Annotated in this window: 9 protein-coding genes and 3 pseudogenes; 3 read left to right on the top strand and 9 right to left on the bottom strand. The window is 68.0% G+C overall.

Features of this window, described 5'->3' with window-relative positions:
- Positions 1–776: 776 nt before the first annotated feature.
- The 3 genes from ACWD26_RS33000 to ACWD26_RS32990 form a co-directional block, all read right to left on the bottom strand.
- Complete coding sequence (locus tag ACWD26_RS33000; protein WP_451275628.1) at positions 777–1,052, bottom strand: hypothetical protein; 276 nt, start codon at positions 1,050–1,052, stop codon at positions 777–779.
- 267 nt (positions 1,053–1,319) lie between these two features.
- Entirely contained in the window at positions 1,320–1,601 is a 282-nt protein-coding gene (locus ACWD26_RS32995; protein WP_451275627.1) for a hypothetical protein, read from the bottom strand.
- Positions 1,602–1,846: 245 nt separating this feature from the next.
- Complete coding sequence (locus ACWD26_RS32990; RefSeq protein ID WP_451275626.1) at positions 1,847–2,125, bottom strand: hypothetical protein; 279 nt, start codon at positions 2,123–2,125, stop codon at positions 1,847–1,849.
- Positions 2,126–2,687: 562 nt separating this feature from the next.
- On the opposite strand from ACWD26_RS32990, the pseudogene ACWD26_RS32985 reads away from it, so the two are divergent.
- A pseudogene (locus ACWD26_RS32985) lies at positions 2,688–2,883 on the top strand (transcriptional regulator); the annotation flags it as partial.
- A gap of 113 nt (positions 2,884–2,996) precedes the next feature.
- Positions 2,997–3,284: a hypothetical protein gene (locus tag ACWD26_RS32980; RefSeq protein WP_451275625.1), complete on the top strand. Its 288-nt coding sequence runs from the start codon at positions 2,997–2,999 to the stop codon at positions 3,282–3,284.
- A 44-nt stretch (positions 3,285–3,328) separates the two neighbouring features.
- Here ACWD26_RS32980 and ACWD26_RS32975 read toward each other — a convergent pair whose 3' ends face one another.
- The 4 genes and pseudogenes from ACWD26_RS32975 to ACWD26_RS32960 all read right to left on the bottom strand — a co-directional run.
- Entirely contained in the window at positions 3,329–3,991 is a 663-nt protein-coding gene (locus tag ACWD26_RS32975; protein WP_451275624.1) for a PASTA domain-containing protein, read from the bottom strand.
- A gap of 386 nt (positions 3,992–4,377) precedes the next feature.
- Positions 4,378–4,980 carry a hypothetical protein gene (locus ACWD26_RS32970; protein WP_451275623.1) on the bottom strand — a complete coding sequence of 201 codons (603 nt, stop codon included), beginning with the start codon at positions 4,978–4,980 and terminating at the stop codon, positions 4,378–4,380.
- A 126-nt stretch (positions 4,981–5,106) separates the two neighbouring features.
- Positions 5,107–6,012, bottom strand: coding sequence for a hypothetical protein (locus tag ACWD26_RS32965; RefSeq protein WP_451275735.1), 906 nt, complete (start codon positions 6,010–6,012; stop codon positions 5,107–5,109).
- A gap of 193 nt (positions 6,013–6,205) precedes the next feature.
- Positions 6,206–6,301 (bottom strand): annotated as a pseudogene (locus ACWD26_RS32960) (hypothetical protein); the annotation flags it as partial.
- A gap of 210 nt (positions 6,302–6,511) precedes the next feature.
- On the opposite strand from ACWD26_RS32960, the pseudogene ACWD26_RS32955 reads away from it, so the two are divergent.
- Positions 6,512–6,811 (top strand): annotated as a pseudogene (locus ACWD26_RS32955) (tyrosine-type recombinase/integrase); the annotation flags it as partial.
- Positions 6,812–7,799: 988 nt separating this feature from the next.
- Here the strand turns inward: ACWD26_RS32955 and ACWD26_RS32950 are convergent.
- Positions 7,800–14,651: a polymorphic toxin-type HINT domain-containing protein gene (locus tag ACWD26_RS32950; RefSeq protein ID WP_451275622.1), complete on the bottom strand. Its 6,852-nt coding sequence runs from the start codon at positions 14,649–14,651 to the stop codon at positions 7,800–7,802.
- A gap of 111 nt (positions 14,652–14,762) precedes the next feature.
- Positions 14,763–17,282, bottom strand: a 2,520-nt coding sequence (locus ACWD26_RS32945) for a LamG-like jellyroll fold domain-containing protein (protein WP_451275621.1), incomplete at its 5' end; no start/stop codon positions are given.

Below are 17,282 nucleotides of genomic sequence, written 5' to 3'. Positions count from 1 at the left end.
GGGCCGGGCCACCAACGCGCCGGCTGTCACCGTAAGCGCCCACCCCGGCACATTCTGTGGCGCAGACCGTGGCCACGAACCCGGTCTCGCTCAATGGCCAGCAGAATGCACTGGACGGGAACTTCCGGGAAGTAGATGACCGGCGAGGCCCCATCCGCCACCACTGAAGCACTGCGAACGGGATGGAGGGTGGCCGCCCAGCCTCTTCTCGACTATTCGATCCGGGCACGTACGAGGGAGTGATGGCGACGTCGGCACCGCCGTGACCGTCGGGTTCAGCGGCAAGCCGTTCGAGGTCGTGCGCGCCCGTTGCGTGGCCCGTGCCCCCGACAAGGGCATCGACAAGGTGACCCCCGGTCGTCGAGCGGGCCATGGGGCCGTACGAGGGCCCGCGGAACCGGACGCGCCCGCCTACGCGCCGGTCGACCATCTCGCCGACATCCTGACCACCCTCGGCCACGAGCCGAAGCTGCGCACACAGGACGCCCTTCACCGCTCCGTGATCACAACCCGGGCGAGTACGACGGCTGGTCGCTCCCCGACCTGCGGCGCGTCCTCGACGACTGCGGGCACGGCGAGCACAAGACGACCTCGACGAGTAGGGAGGCGGCCGGATCTTGGAGGATCCTCCTTACCCGCCTCCCCGGCTCGCCTCCCCGTGCTGGCCTGCGGATACGCCTGTCAGGGAGGCGAGGGAGGCAGTTTGCGGGGCCCTTCAGGACCCCGCAAAACGGGGGGTCCAGGCTCCCTCGCCGAACCTCCCTCCCGGCGGATGTTCAGCCGGCCTTCTTCTGCTCTCGCAGTTCGTGGACGCTGGCCGTGAGGGTGCCTTCCTGCTGCTCGTAGTGGGAGAGGGCGAGGCCGAGGCCGAAGAAGGTGGGTGCCCATTCGCCGACGAAGATTCCCCATCGGTCTGCGCGGGCGAGGCCGCCGACGGGTTCGGCTTTGAGGCTGGTGACCCAGGTGGCGATGGAGAGACCGATGCTGCCGAGGGCGGCCATGTAGGCGTGTTCGCTGCGGATGCCCATGTCGTGCATCTTCTTGATAACCATGGCGGCTCCGTTCTGAGGTGGGTTCACCTGACGAAGTGCCCACGACCTGCACCACTATTCACCGCATATGAGATAAATGTCTGCCATGGGTCCATTCGTCACCAGGGGCGTGCGGTACGCGGATCTTCCGGCCGTCGAGGACGGCGAGTAGAGGCCGCTGGGCTGGTTTCGGGGAGAGGCTGTGGCTTCACCTTGATCCAGAGCCGGTTTCACCACGCATACCGAGCCCCCATCCGCCAAAGCTCGAGTTTCGGGACGCGAGCACTGCTAAGCGACCAGCGAGTTGTACAGCTCGGTCACCTTGGTCTCGAAAGGAGGCGCGCCCAACTCCTGGGCAGCAGGTACCACCCGCTCTCGAACAAAGCGATCATGATCTTCCGCGGACTCCCAGACATCGACAACCTGCCAGCCGCCTCCCTCCGCAGGCGCCGCATAGTGGGCGATCATCCCGCTCGGCAGGCTGTCGGGGTCGGGGATGGCCCGGTTGAGGGTCGCCTGATAGAGCTCCTGGCTCCAGTCAGGACCGTGGTGATACGCGAGGACGGGCATACGCCAGCCCTCCTTTCATGCTCGTCAGTCTGTGCCCACGACGCTAGGCACCGGGGCTAAGAGCCGCGACCGGTGATACTCCACCGGCGTGACAGCCGTCCTCGGGGGGCTTACCGCGTACCCGCCCACGGAGACGCGCCGGGCGTACGCGGCACGGGCGGACGCCCGGAGCCCGCTTCGTACGCGCCGGGCCCCGCCCGCCCCCAGGAACTCACGGGGTGCAGGAGCGGGCGGGAGTCGTTGGCTCAGGCGGTCTGGCGGCGCGCCATCCCCCAGGCGAGGTTAAGGCGCCGGGCGGCATCGCAGTCGCCGTTCGCGCGGCCGTCCTCGTCCAGGGCCCGACACGTGGGGCGGTTCATCCCGTGGTCCAGGATCCGCCGGTACGCAGTCTCGGGGTCCTCGACGCAGTCGCACACCTCCACCTGCACCGTGCGACCGGGGCCTGATCCGGTGTCGAGCCAGCGTTCCTCGATCTTGCTCCTGGCCTGGTTCCTGCCGGTGTCCTCGCGGCTGTCCTTGGTCATCGCCTCGCCTTCCAGCGTGCCGGGTGGTGGGCGCGCATGCGGGCGTTGCAGTCGGAGACCCGCGACAGGTCGCCGAGCGCGCGGGCCTCGGCACGCTGCCAGGTGAGCGCGGCGCATTCCTCTCAGCCCGGTACGGGCGCGGGCTCCTCAAGCAAGCCCGAGGAAGGGCGGCGGATCCATCGTGGTCTGTCCGCCCGAGCGGGGTAGTAGAAGTTGCCATGTCGGCACCCCTCAGCAGCGTTGGCCGCGCCCCGGGAGGTAGCTCCCCCGCCGGGTTTTGTCGTACCGGCCGACGCTATGAGCGTCGTGTGCGGCACAGCCAGGAATGTGCAGATCTGTCTACTCGACCACCCGACGCGGGCAGACGGGCGTCACGCCCTCTTGACCCGCCCCTCCCGTGGCCCGGCGGTGGTGGACTAACTGCACATCGATCAGGCGAAGGTGGCCACGTCGCCAAGGACAAGCAGGAACTCGTGCTCCGGGGCTGGAAGCCTGGCCCCGAACGCAAAGCGGAATGCGCCGCGTTCGAGGTGCCCGGCCAGGCCCAGGGCACCCCGGCCGGCAGTGGCCTGTGGAGACGTTCCACGTGTACGACGACAGCCTCATGTCGGTGGAGTCCCTCTCCGCCGAGGTCGACATCACCCAGCCGTCCGGGATCGCCATCTACCTGAAGGCGTTTCGAGCAGCTGCGCGGGATGGCCGTGTACGGGGCGGAAGAGCGGGCTCTGATCCTGAAGGCCATCGAGGCGCTGTGCTGAAGACCAGCTGCCGGGCCTCACACCCGAGGGTCACAGGACGGCCATACCGGCCTCGTACGCCCGACGTCGGCCTCATGATGCTCTCCACGCACTGCAACGCCCTTGGGGGGACCATGCGCCACACCACCGCTCTGCTTACCGCCTCCGTCCTGCTGCTCGCCGGGGGCGCGGTCGGCTGCTCGAAGTCGTACGACGAGATCGGCGAGGACTGCGTTGCTGCGCTGAAGGAACGCGCGGACGGCGACAAGGAGAAGCCGGAAGCCTGCGAGGGGCTGAAGGATGACGACTACCAGGCGCTGCTGATGTCGCAGACCATCGACGACCTCGGATGGACGGACGACGAGGGCAACTTCGACAAGAACAAGATGCTGGAGGACACCCTTGACGACGAGGACCAGTAGGGCGCACACGAAGGGCCCCACCAACTGGCGGGGCCCCAGCAGGTTCAGGGGCAGCTCTCCTCGAACTTGACCGCAGTCAGCTTCACCGGCTGCCCGTTCAGCACCGTGCCCTTCGCCGGGGACTGGGTGCACACCTTCCAGTTCGACTCGACGAGCACGAACCGATCGTCGCCAGACGCGTCCTCCACCGTGATCGAAGTGCTGTCGTCCAGCGCCGAACGGGCCGTGTTCACGGACTTGCCGACGAAGTCAGGCATCTTCCCGCCAGCGGCCGTGGGCTCGGACTGGTCCTCCCTCGGGCAGTCCTCCTCCAGCTTCACGGCACCGAAGTCCAGTTCGGTGTCCGTCGACGTACTGGTGCCAGCCTTGATGTTCTGGGAGCAGACCTGCCAGTTCCGGTCGAAGGCTTGCAGGCGCCCTCTGCCAAGGGAGTCGTGGGAGGCGAGGGTGTAGAACCCGGCTTCCTGGGCGGTGTCCTGGGCGGATTGGAGGCCCATGCCGACGAAGTTGGGGACGGTGGCCTTCTCCGCGGCCTTCTTCTCGTCGGCGGTTGCGCTCTGCTTGCTGTCGGCAGCCAGCGTCTCGGACTGGCTGCTCGCGGCCGTACTGGGCGTGCCGGTCGTGTCGTTGCCGTCAATGGCGTTGCCAATGGCGCCGAGGACGAGAACGCCCCCGATGATGCCGCCGATGACTTTCCAGTTCGCCATGCCGTGCCCCCTGTTGTGCGGGTTGTGGTGAGAGGGCAGCGTATGAGGGGTTGCAGAGGCATGTGGGGCATGTGACGGTTCCGTAACCGTAGCGAAGAGGGGAGAGCCTCAACTGAGCCCAGTCACCGTGGAGGCGATCGCTATGGCCAGTCGCATCATGGGCGGCGCCTATCCGCGAGCGCATCCGCCAGGCCCTCGACACCGCCGTCCAGCCGCTGACCACCCGCCGCCTGGCGAACTCGCCACCCACCGCAGGCCGCACGCGCACCACGGCGTCTCGAAGACGACGGTGCCGCCGTACGGCACCTCGCCGACGGCGGCGCCTGGTCGTGGACCGTCTCAGGAGCGGCCGCTACAGAGTCGCGGTCTACCCATCCGCGCGGCCTTCAGATAGGCCATGACCGCAAGATCAGACCGCGCGACCGAGGACAGTGCCATGGTCGTCGCGGAGGACGGGTTCGGCGGTACCCGAGTCGTCCACGCCGACCGCGATGAGGCCGGTGCCGTCTAGGCCGACCTCGCGCATGGCGAAGGTACCGTCCCAGCGGGTCATGTCCTCGCTGACGGTCGAGGAGGGCGTTGAGATCGTTCTCGTTGATGTCGCGGTCGTGGAGGCGTACGGTCACGCCCTTCTCGGCGGCCTCGCAGACCGCGGTGTCGAAGGGCTTGGAGGGGATGCGGTAGATGTCCACGGAGGCTTCGTCCTCGTCGAGGACCAGGCCGGTGTGGACGGCGGCGTAGCGGCCGGTGACCAGCTTGCCCACGTGACCCAGGGTTCGGTACATGGGGGTGTCGTCCTCCGGGCCGCCGTCGCCGGAGTCACCGGTGCCGCCGCCCTTCGGCTGGGTGCCGTGGCAGGTTGTCGAAGGGCTCGACACGGCTTCCACGGTCTGCGCGCCGGCCGTCGAGCCCTGGAGTCCGCCGAGAGCCAGGACTGCGACCGCCACGGCCGCGATCGCGCCGGGTCTGGCGGGTGTTCGCTTGGCCATGCGTCCCTGCGGTTCTTCGCCCCATGTGCGGTCGCCCGGGTGGGCGGGACCGCGATCGGTACTGAGACGCCGGAGAAGGGCACGGCGTTCGGCCCGTGGCCCGGAGATGTCACGCCCTCGCCGTTCTCACCTCTTCCGTCGCGTTCCCAGGGTCGTGCGGGGGTTGCGCCTCTTGAGCCTCGCCCGTCTCTGGGGGCCGCGGGCGGCCGGGGTCAGGCGCCAGTATCCGTACGGGTTGTGGAAGAAGTCGTCGTCCTCGAACCGTTCGCACTCCAGACGGTTCATGATCCAGCGCGGGGCGTCCTGGGCCATGCGGAAGCCCTCGCCGCTCTGGACGCCGTGCTCCGGCTGTTCCGTCAGCAGGTAGTACAACGCGATCTCCACGGTGGTGATCCAATCGAGCAGCAGCTCCGGCTCGGGCACCTCAATGGTTCCGGGGGCCAGCTCCACGTCGGCCTCGCCCAGGAGGTGCATGCCACAGCTGTAGTAGACCTCCCCGTCGTGGATCACCGGCACGACCCAGGCCTGCATGAGGGCGCCGACCAGGTCGTCCGTAGTCTCGGCGGCCGCCGCCTCGCTCGCCAGGGCCAGCCACCGCCCCCGCCCGCAGGCCACCCCGCTGGACTCGTTCTTCACCGCGGTGGCCCCGTTGGCCAGCAGGGCCGCGGTGACGGCCAGCGCCCGGCGGGACACGTCGAGGCCGGTGGCCTGGGAGATCGGCGGCGACAGGATGTAGGCGACCGAGTCGTGCGCGTCCACCGCGGCCCAGTCGTCGTCGCCGAACTCGTCGACGCCGGTGACCCGGCGGGAAGCCACCGCGACGTCGAACGCCTCACGCATCCGGGGGTCAGGCTCCCGCTGGAACTCGTCGAGCGTGAAGTCCCCCGCGCCCGCCTCCTCGACCACCCGGCTGATGACATCGGGATCCAGCCCCACGCCGACCGCGCACAGCACGTGCCTCGGCGTCACACCGGACGCCGGGACCACGAAGCGCGTGCCATCGATGACGTGTCCTTGCCACACCTTGCTCATCTGGCCAGCATCGCAGACGTGCGTACGACTTCAACGAGGCGGCCAGCCTGGCCCCCGGGCGTCCGGCCAGGAAGAGCGCGATGGAGGTGAGCGCATCGCGCAGCAGCGGAGTGTAGCGGGCGTGCGGGCTGGTCAGCCCCGGGATCTGCTCGGCGAACGTGACCGCCGGGCAAGCCGAGTTGAGGCACTTGAACCGGCGCACGGTCAGTTCGATCACGACGGCCGCGCCGCCGAGCGGCGCATCGGACAACCGGCGGACGTAGCGGCCGTGCACTCTCCACGACGGCATCCGGCACCCCGTAAATCTCGCTGGTAACGACGAGCAGGACGCACGTAACGTGACGTCCCCGCCGTACGCCCGGCCGACTCCACCACCACATCAGCTAAATGCGGCAGCAACCGCCCCAAACCCCCTGAACCGCACACTCGGTATATGCCCAGCTCAGCCGCGAGACATCACAAGATCACCGACAGAGCCGAAAAACTTGAACGTCGACACCGAGAGGACGGCTCTCTTCTCCACCCAGGCAAGATCTCCGATCTCTTCGAACGGCTCGCCGCCGAAGCCGGACTGCCACCCATCCGCCTGCACGACCTGCGTCACGGCGCCGCGACCCTCATGCTCGCCGCCGGTGTCGACATCAAGGTCGTTTCGGAGACGCTGGGTCACAGCGACAGCCGCATCACGCGAGACATCTACCAGTCCGTCCTTGACGACCTGGCGCGGGCGGCGGCGGAGACCGTCGTCAAGCTTGTGCCACGCGCGCCCCGAGCGATCCGTTCGGTGATCGAACGGCGTGCGGCCCGGCCCGCCCTCTTCTGTCATACCGTGTGCCTGGTTCCGGGTGGCGGGAAGAAGTGGCCACCACCAGCGGGCCACCACTTCCGTCAGATCATGGTCGATGTACGAGTTGAACTCGTCGAAACGGTCGGCCGGGATCCTCCATTCCGTGAGCCCCTTCGTCATGACACGGCCTGAGTTGGCGTACTCGAGGCTCGGGGTGTCCGAGGCCTTGACACAGCCCGGGAGCCAGACCTTCAACAGGCGGCCGAGGGCGTCGTACTCCAGATCGGTCGCTACTTGTTGGCGTCAACCGTGGCCGTCACCAGGCCCCAGCGACGGACCACCGTGGAGGGCGTGGAGTTGCCGAGCGGTCTTCAACCTTCATCCCGGTCACCGGACCACCAGTCGTCGGCGTGTACGTCGTCTTCGTCGCGTTGCCCGCCTGATCGGCGGATTTCGAGGGGTTGGCGGCCCGCCTGCGGCCCTGACGCGCTCGCTGGCAAACGTAAGAGCCCCGTCGGCAGGAGACCGACGGGGCTCTTGAGGGTTTTATCCGCGCTCGGCAGCCATCCCGGCCTGTGCCCAAAGGCGGAAAACCGTCACAGCTCGACTTCTACGCCACCGTCCGAAAAATCGAGGGACGCAGCATCGACCTCCTGGATTCGCGGCTCGGCTTCCCACAGCCGAACCCCAAGAAGGGGGCGCGGTGTTCCTCCACCCCATGATTCCCATGGATCGAGAAAGACTGGGGCCTTCATGGTTGGCCCGTAAGGACCGATCAAAACCGGTTCTCCGATCGACGCCCTGATGACTTCCAGCAGTTGGCGCACCTTGTCCGCGTCAGCCCCATCGGCGCAACTCCAACTACCGAGCCAGGAGACAGGCGGCAACGAATCAGCCGCCCTCAGGCAGACCCACGTCCGCACGGAAACCTCCGCGTCCCCACGCAGAACAAACGCTGTGAAGTGCGCAGGTGAGTCCAATCGAACGGCCCATGCCTCCACTAGCTTCCTCCGATCATGATCTCGATGAGCGTGTCCGGATCCATCCGCCCATCCAGAACGCGATTCCTTATCTCCTCGGTCCTGTTATTCCCGTCGACGATATTCAGTCGAGATCCGGGAAGATTAACATCGTCCCCCGGGGCGAAGTCCCGGTGCCCGGTAATAGGCTCACGCCCATTCGGCCCGCCGAAGCGGATCAGATCCTCGTTGGACAAGGATGTCACGCCGCCGTGCCCAGCGTCCGCACTGCCATACATTTGCTCGCGAGTTGCCGGGTTCCCAGGAATCCGATCCAACATTTCACTGGCTTTTGCGTAAAAGCGCGTCGGCTTCTCATGGATCGGCAGATCCGAAAGGGAGGAATTGCAGTTGTGTACCAGTACCGGCGTAGCCCCCGCCAGCGCATAGTACGTGTGGGCGTCACTGACAGTCAGGTTGTGGACTGTCGCAGCACGGCTCGTCCAGCGTTCCACAGCCGTGATCTGGACCAGGGTGCCCGCACTTGTACGCAGCCACTGCCCGCTCTTGAGGTCGGTGGCGTCGACCCACGCGTCGAGTTCGGGGACCCAGAAGGGATGCCCGTCGGTCGCGGTGATCGTGTTCGTCTGCGCGCCCTCGAAGCCGTCCGTGTCGACCGTGAGGTCGACCAGGTGCTTGAGGCCCTCGCCCTTGATCTCGGCGGTGACCGTCTCCGCGGTCGTCTCACCCGTCTCGGGGTCCGTGGCGAGGACCTTGTCACCGGTCTCGACGTCCTCGATCGGCTTGGTGGAACCGTCGGCCATCAGAACGAGCGTGCCGGGGACGAAGCTGTTTTTCGTCTTGCAGGTTCCGCCCGCAGCGGGCGCGTCGGCGTCCTTGCCGCCCCCTCCGGTCTCGGACTTCTTATCCGCTCCGTCGCCCTTCTTGCCGCCGGAGTCGCCCTTCTTCGCCTCGGGTGCCTCCTTGGCCTTGGCCGGAGGTGCCGGGGCCGGCTTCTCCTTCGGCTTCGGGGTCACCGGCGGGGTGACCTTGTCCGCAGCGTCAACCGCGTCCTCGGTCTTCTTGGTCGCCTTGGTGGCGTCCGACGCCGTGTCGACGGCGTCCACGGCCTTGTTGACGTACCGCGCGCCCTTCCCCGCCGTGGCCGCGTAGCCCGCGATGGGGATCGCCGAGGCGTAGGACAGGCCCGCGTCGATGTAGTTGCCCTCGGCTGTGTACCAGACGCCGTTGAGGAGGTCGGCGGGCTCGCCGAAGACCGGGACCAGGCCCAAGACATCGAGGGCACCGTGACCGATCGGGCTGATCCAGGACTCGCCCCAGTACAAGCCCGTCGGGTCCGGGAAGGCCAACGGGTTGTTGCGACCGTAGGCATACGCGTTGAGGTGTTGCGGATCCGCGACGTTCAGCACGGGGTCGACGGAGACGAACCGTCCCGTCGCCGGATCGTACGCACGGGCGCCGAGCTGGACCAGACCCGTCGTCGCGTCCGCCGTGCCGCCCACGAACGACTTGTCACCCGGCCACGCCCCCGCCGCCGGCTTCGCGCCACGCACCTCACCGAACGGCAACGTCCGACGCTGTGTGATCGCCGAGTCCACGGCCTTGATCGCGATCTCAGCCGTGCCGTTCTGGCCACCCACCAGCCAGGTCACCCCAGCCGACGTCCGCACCGCGATCTTCCGACCGCCGTGTGAGTAGTAACGCGTACCGGACAGGGAGTTCTTGGACGTATCGAGGCGGATCTCCTGGGCGCCCAGGTACAGCGTGACCGCGCCCTTCTCCTTGCGGAGCAGGCGGCCGCCCGAGGCGTCGTACACGTACGAGGTCTTGTTCGCCTCGTCCAGGTTGTCGCCGGACAGGTACGGGGTCACCGCGCTCAGGCGGCCCTGCTCGTCCCAGTCCAGCTTCTGGTCGACCGCTGGGGAGAGGTCCGTCGCCGCCTTGGTGCGGCGGATGGTGTTCCCCGTCTCGTCGTACTGGAAGCTCTGGGCCGCAGTCACTTCCTTGGCCGCCGTCGCGGTGCGCACCTCGGCCGACTTCAGGGCGTGCGCGTGCGTGCCGCCCTTGGTGTCCGTGGCCTTGGGCACATACGTCGTCGACTGAGTGACCGCCGCGTCCCCGGTCGTGCCGGTCGCGTGGCGGACCTCGCCGGTGCGGTTGCCCGCCGCGTCGTGGGTGTAGGAGTGCCGGTATGGTGCCGGGCCGCCGACGGTCGCCTCACCGGCGCTCGGTGCGCAGGCGGTGGCCGTCTGGGTCCACGCCTCGGTCAGACGGCGCAGGTAGTCGTACGTGAAGCACTGGACGTCCGCCGTCTTGCCCTCGGGCGTGTCCGCGATCTTCTGGATGTTGCCGGTGGCGTCGTAGCCGTACGTGATGTCGGAGTCGGGGGTCTTGACGATCTCCCGGTCGATGCGGGCGCGCTCCAGGCGTCGGGTGCCCTCCTCGTAGGTGTTGGTCAGCCAGGTGTACTTGTCCGCGCTGGCCGTGCCCAGCGTCAGCTGGAGCATCTCGCCGTAGTTGGAGTACCGGGTCTCGCGGGCGTAGTCCGTCGAGTCGCCCAGAGTGAAGGACGGCAGACCGGTCGCCGTGTAGCCCGTGGTGATCTTCTCTGCGGGGAGCCCGCCGACCGCCGGCAGGCTGATGTCGTCGACCGAGCCGTCCGGCTTGTACGACGCCGTCGAGGTGTACGTCCCGGCCAGCTTGCTCTCGGAGGCGGGGATCGTCACCGAGGTCTTCGTCGGGCGGCCCGCCACGTCGTACGCGTCGACCGACGAGATGTAGCCGTCGCCTCCCACCCACTTCGTGGCCGAGGTCAGCCGCCCCTTGCCGTTCGGCACGGTCGCGCTGTCGTACTCCCAGGTCGTCAGCTTCTTGTCGCCGTTGAAGAGCGAACGCTGACGGCCCAGCTTGTCGTAGGCGAAGGTGAGGGTGATCTCGCGCTGGTTGCGGACCGTCTTGACCTGGTCGAGGTCGTCGTACGTCATCCACGTCGTACCCGCGTCGGGGTCGACCGACTTGGTCTGCCGGCCGCGTACGTCGTACTCGGACGACCAGACGTTGCCCGACGTGTCCTTCACCTCGGTGAGCCGGCCCGCCGCGTCGTAGTCGTACGACGTCGTGTCCGCCGCGCCCGTGGGCGAGGATGCCTTGAACTCCAAGACCTTGGTCGTCTGCCCCTGCGCGTCGGTGTACGTCGCTGTGGGGGTGGCGCCCGTCGGCGGGTCGATCGTCGTGTGGTCGCCGTGGTACGCGGTCTTGGTGCGCCACTTCTCGGTGCCCGCGACGCGGAAGATCGAGTCGGTCGTCCGCCCGGCCGCGTCGTAGACCGTCTCCGTCTCGCGAGGGGTTCCCTCGGAGGCGTCGACGACGTTCACGAACGTCGTGCCGACGGTCGCCGTGTTGTAGAAGGGTCCGATCTCCTTCACGGCCAGGCCGCGGGTGTCGTACTCGGTGGTGGTGATGACCCGGCCCAAGTTCGCGGCCGGCGTCTGGGTCTGGCGGGGTCGCAGCAGGCCGTCGGAGAGCTGGTGGCTGGTGGCCACCGAGCCGTTCGGCAACAGCGACTTCGTCGTGGTGACGACGGGAGCGTTGTTGCGGATCAGGTAGGCGTATTCCAGGCTCGCGGTGTCCGTCGCCTTGGCGCGGCCGGGGAGCCAGACCTTCAGCAGGCGGCCGAGGGCGTCGTACTCCAGGTCGGTGCGCTGCTTGTTGGGGTCGACCGTGGCGGTGACCAGGCCCCAGCGGCGGTCGACGGTGGAGGTGGTGGTGTTGCCGAGCGGGTCCTCGACCTTCATGCCGGTGACCGGCCCGCCTGTGGCCGGGGTGTAGGTCGTCTTCGTCGCGTTGTTCGCCTGGTCGGCGGACTCCACGACACGGCCGTGCACGTCGTACCTGGCCGTCGACGTCGTCACGTACTGCGGGGTGCCGTCGGCCGTGTAGCCCTTGACCTTCTCGCTGCGCACCACGTCGCCCTTGGTGGGCGTGGTGCCGTAGGTGTCACGGTCGTCGTACCAGGTGCGGACGTCGGAGATCGCCTCGCCCTTGTACGAAGTCGGCGCTCCGTCATCGCAGTTGACCGGGACGACCGTGACCCGCTTCAGCAGCGTGAGCAGGTTCGCGTCCGTGTTGCGGTTGTACTCGTTCGTCGTGCAGGTGTCGTCATCCGTGACCGCCAGGTCGCCGGAGTCGGAGGAGCGGACCAGCATGCCGTACGAGTCGTAGAAGTGCTCGATGGCAGCGCGGCGGACCTTGCCGTCGTCCAACGCCGTACGTGTCTTCGTCGACTTGACGGCCGCGTAGGACGCCTCGTCCTTACCCTCCGTCGCCGTGGGCTCGGACTTCCAGGGCGTGCTGACCGAACCGGTCACCTCGGCGGCCCCGTTGAAGCTCCGCTGCTCCACGACGAAGCCCTGGTGGCGGGCATCGTCACGGATCTTCGTGCCGTCGGAGGCCGTGACCGTGACGGACTTGGTGCCGCCGGACTCCTTCTCCCGGTCGCCGTCCATGCCCTGGAGGTAGGTGGTCTCCGTGCGGAGCTGCTTGCTGCCCGCCTCACCGGTCTTCATGGTGACGGTGCGGTAGCCGCGCCACTGGTTCCAGGTCTTCTTCTTGGTCTTGACGAGTTCGCTGTCGTCGAAGGCCCAGGCGGCGCCCGCGTAGTCGTAGGAGGTGACCTTGTTCGGGCCGGTGACCGTGACCTCGTCCTCGATCACCGTGTCGACGACGAACTTGTGGAACCAGTCCTCCTTCTCCCCGACTGTCCCCTCCTTCGACCAGAAGGACGGCATGCAGCGCTTGGTGTTCGTCTCCGGGGTCGGCAGATTCGTCGGCGTGCACTCGGTCGGCTTGTAGTTGACCGAGATCGTGCCGCCCGTCTCCGACTGGATGGCCCGGATGCGCCACTTGTACATCGGCAGCCGGTCGTCGGAGCCGGTGTCGACCCGGTTGGCGTCCTGGCGCTCGTAGAAGGTGACCTTCGGGAGCTTGTTCGCGCCGTCCTTGCCGGAGTGGGTGACCGACTCCAGCCACATGGCCGGGGCGTGCGTGGTGTCGGCGCTCTGGTACTTGTGCGCCAGATCCCACTCGTCGACGTCCCCGTACGTCTTGCCGTCGGACCCGAGGACCTGTGTGGTGACCTTCGCGAGCCGCTTGCGGGAGAAGAAGGCCGGAGACCACTGGTCCTTGCACTCCGTGTCCGAGGTGCAGATCTGCTCGAACGGCACATCCGGCCAGCGCTTGGCGGTGGACTCCTTCAGATCACCCGGCTCACAGTCCGCGGCGGCACCCGTGCAGCGCTCGGCGACGTCGAAGACGACCTGCGAGGGCGCGGCGGTCGTGTTCTCCTTGCCCGCCTGCTCGCCGTACTCGATCCGCTTGAGGTAGCCGCCGCGGTCGTAGGAGACGACCTTGTCACCGCGCACGCTGTCGTACTTGTTGGTCTCGGTGCCGTAGTAGTACGTCATCGTGTTGCCGTGCACGTCGACGACGTAGTCCAGGTTCCAGCGCCACGACTGCTGGCAGCGGGACTCCTTGAAGGTGTCCGCGTGACAGGGCTCGTCCTTGTCGTCACCGAAGACCGGGACCTCCCAGGAGGAGCCGGTGAACTCGGTGTCGGCCGCCTCCCGCTTGCCCTTGCCGAAGTGGTAGCGGGTGCCGTCAGTGGTGGTGACGACCCAGTACTCGTCGTTGTTGTCGGAGTTGAAGCCGTCGTACCTACGCTCGATACGGGTGCCGTCGTCCTGCTTCAGACGCCACTCGTCCTTGCCCTTCTTGACCAGCTCACCGGCCCGGCCGCCGAAGTTCATGGTGGCGTTGTCGGAGTGCCAGCACAGGTCGTACTTCTGCGAGCCGGCCTCGTCGTGGCCGTCCTCCGTGCACGAGCGGTAGGAACGCTCGATGTAACCGGCGGAGAGATCGAAACCCTCACCGATCCAGGACGTCTGGTTGTTGCTGGAGGCGGTACGGCCGTCCGTGGAAGCGGAGTTGTAGCCGAGGCCGAGCTGCGGGGATGGGCCCGCGATCGCGGGCGGCACGCGCAGCGGGTACTGCCAGGTGAAGCCGCCGGTCTGGCCGGCGACCTGCCAGGAGGCGGAGGGGGCCAGCGAGGTCGCGGCGTACGAGCCGGAATCGCCCGCCGGGCCGGCGGCGACCGCCAGCAGCGGGGCCTTCGCGGAGGACAGCGCCGCCACATCGGCGGTCAGCCGCTGGCCGCGGACGTTGTTGTCGGTCTTCAACGGGGTGACGGTCTGGCACTTGGCCGCCTTGGGCGTGGTCAGCGCACAGGCGGGCAGCTCGACCAGACGCAGCCGCTGGGCCCAGTCGCCACCGTAGGCCTGCGCGAAGGCCGCGTAGTCGACCTCGACGGAGACCACGCCGTTCGCGGTGCGGCTGTCGGCCCGGGTCACCTTGAGGAGCAGGCCGTCGATGCCGGCCTTCTGCGCGGCGGCTTGACTGAGGACGTCCACCTTCGCCCGGGTGGGTGTGCCGGCCGCCATCGCGGACCGGGTCATGCCCTTGGCCGGGCCGACACGGACCGGGAACGAGCCCGCTTTGGCGGCGCTCGACAGCGCGCTCCGCTTCTTGGAGTTAGTCAGGTCGACGGTCGCGCTGCCCGCCTTCGGCCAGGTGGCCTTGAGGTTCAGCGGTTTGCCGTACCCCTTGGTGTGCTTGAGCGGGGTGACCTCGCCGTCCTGTTCGACGACCGGCGTGGAGGCGACGTCCTGGGTCTTCGGACGCCGCTTCTCCCTAGCCTCGTCCGGGTCGTCGCCCAGGGCCGGGGTGCCCTGGAGCAGGGTGACGGTCAGGGCTGAAGTGAGGGTGACACCGAGGGCTCTGGCCCAGGGATGTGTTCTGTGTCTGCGAGATGCGCGCACGCGCGCTCCCCCTCCCGTATGGGTGTGGAAAAGTGCCCCGGGGTGCCCGAAGAGTTCGGGCACCCGGGTGGACGGCTCTGGTCGGGAGTCGTCAGTGGTCGTCAGCGGTCATCAGTTGTTCGCGAGCCGGAAGATCTCCGTCCCCGACAGCAGGCCGGGGACCAGGCGCACGTCGTCGATGTCACCGGCGAAAGGGTCCGACCAGTCGGCGCCGTACTGGGCACGGCCGATGTTGAGGCCCTTCGTGGCGTTCCAGACGTCAGTGGCGGTGGCGCTGCCCTGCTCCTCGCCGTCGACGAACAGCGTGAACTTCCGGGCCACCGGGTCATAGGACCCGGCCAGGTGAACCCACTTGTTCACGGTCGCGGGGCGCTCGCTGGTGGCCATGGCGCGTACGAGGTCGGAGTCCGCCGTGTCGCTGATGTGCCGGCCGAAGATCCAGCGCTTGTAGGCGGTGGAGTAGTAGAGGTTGAATCCGTTGCCCTGGCTGCCCGCCTGGCTGATCACCGAGATGTTCTTGGCCAGTGACGTGGGCCGCACCCATGCCGAGACGGTGAACGCCTGGCCGGTGTGGACGGCGTAGACGGCGGTGGCGTGGTCGGTGGTGCCGTTGAAGCGCAGCGCCCTGTCAGTCGGGACGCTCGCGGCGTTGTGGCCGGCGACCCAGTCGGCGCCCTTCACCGTCAGTGTCCGGTTGTGGCCGGAGGTGTCGGGGGCCGTGGTGCCGGAGGTCTGGTCAAGGCCGTACACGGCGGCGGCGCAGGTCTCGGCGAGAGCGTCGGCGCAGGCGCGGTCGACGGTGAAGAAATACTTCTCCAGCGGGCCCCGGTTGCCGGCCCGGTCGACACTGCGGACGTAGAGCACGTTCGGTCCGAAGGTGCTCGGCGCGACCTCGATGGTCGCCTTGCCGCCGAGGGAAGCCGGGTCCGCCTTGCGGGTGGGGGTGTCGTTGCCGAGGTCCCACTCGTAGAACTCGACGTCGTTCTTGAAGACCGAGTCGGAGTTGCCGTTGGCGGAGAGGGTGAAGTGCCGCTTGGCGCCCGCCGGCAGGTCGGCCTCGCTCGCCACCGGTTCGACGCGCGGCTTGGTGTCGGGCCGCTCCACGTCCACCACGAACTCGCACCAGTCGGACCACTCGGAGTACCCGGAGTCCTTGAGCTTGCCGGTGGAACCGTCGTAGGTCTGGGCGTGCCACTTGTAGCCGTGGCCGTGCTTCAGCTCCCGGACCGGAATCCCCCGCTCGAACTTGCCCTCGTTCTGCGGTCCGTCCTTGCCCTCGTAGACCATGGGCCGGCCATCCATCTGGTCCCACACCCGGAAGGTGGCGGTGAGGTTCTGGCCAGTGCCATCGGTGTACGAGTCGGCGTCGGTGCCGGTGACGGACATGGTCGGGGTCGCGTCCCGGATCCAGGGGCGCTTGGTGTTGTCGGTGGTGCAGGTCTTCTCCTCCGGGTTGCTCAGCTTCTCCCCGGTGGGCTTGCTCGGACGGGTGTTGTACGTGACGACGAGCTTGGCGTTGTCACCCCGGAACCGCTTCCAGGAGTTCGGGTCGCCCTCGTCGGCAGCACGCAGAGAGAAGGCGATCGGATCCTCACCGGCAGCCTTCTTACGGACCGAGGAGGTGAGGTTCTCGTTGCTCTCGTCGGCGTTGTCCTGGAAGTCGACCCAGCTCGGCGGGGCGTCCGGACTGCAGCTGTCGCCCCGGCCGTTGGCGACGTTCTTGTCGACCAGCAGGTCGCCGTCCTTGGGCTTGTTGTTCCAGTTGGTCGCGGAGTCGACACCACCCTCGGCGACCATGTGCAGGTTGACGGTGCTCTTGGTGCAGGAGAAGGAGAAGGTCTCGTAGACCTCGAAGACCGCCTTGGAGATGGTGCGGTTCTTCCAGCCCTTGGTGGCGAACTGGAAGTACATCCGGTTCGTGTACGGCGAGTTGCTGCACACGTAGTAGATGCCACCGATGGTGTCGGCCGAGCAGCGGCCGACACCCTCGTCCTTCTTGAACTTGTGGAACTCCGTGCCCGGGTTGGCGCTGGACACATACAGCCACTCGCTCTTGGACATGCCGGCCTCGGGGTCGATGTAGACCGGGAAGTCGGTGTCGGCGGCAGTGAGCAGGGCCCGGTCGGGCTCGACCGTGACGGCGGACGCGGACACGTCGAGGGTCATGTCGGCGATCTTCGCGCCGGCGTCGGGCGCCGCCTGGGCGGGCGTGTCCGTGCCCGAGGCGGGAACGGCACCGGCGGGGACCCCGGTGGTGGAGGAGTCCCACATCTTGGGTGCCTGTCCGCCGAAGACGCGCTCCCCGGAGGCATCCACCGCCTGGAGGCCACCGGTCGGTCCGGTGCCGAGGGCGAGGCCCTCGGAGCGTACGGGCAGCCGCAGTTCGGCCAGCTCGGAGCTGTCGGCCGCCTCGGGGGTCTTCACCTCCAGGACGTACGAGTAGCCCGTTACCGAGGCGGTGGCCAGCAGGTCCACGCCGGGGAGCACCTCGCGGTACTCGGCGGTGTCCCCGTCCAGGACCGGCTCGGGCAGCGGTGTGGGCCAACTCAGCGTGAAGGACCTGCCCTCCTCGCCGAGCGTGACGAAGTCGGACGAGCCGGCCGCAGCGAAAGCCAGGTCAACGACGGCGGC

The organism is Streptomyces sp. NPDC002787, assembly GCF_053592095.1.
Note: the sequence above shows the minus strand (reverse complement) of the source record. Positions and strands in the feature narration are given on the sequence as shown.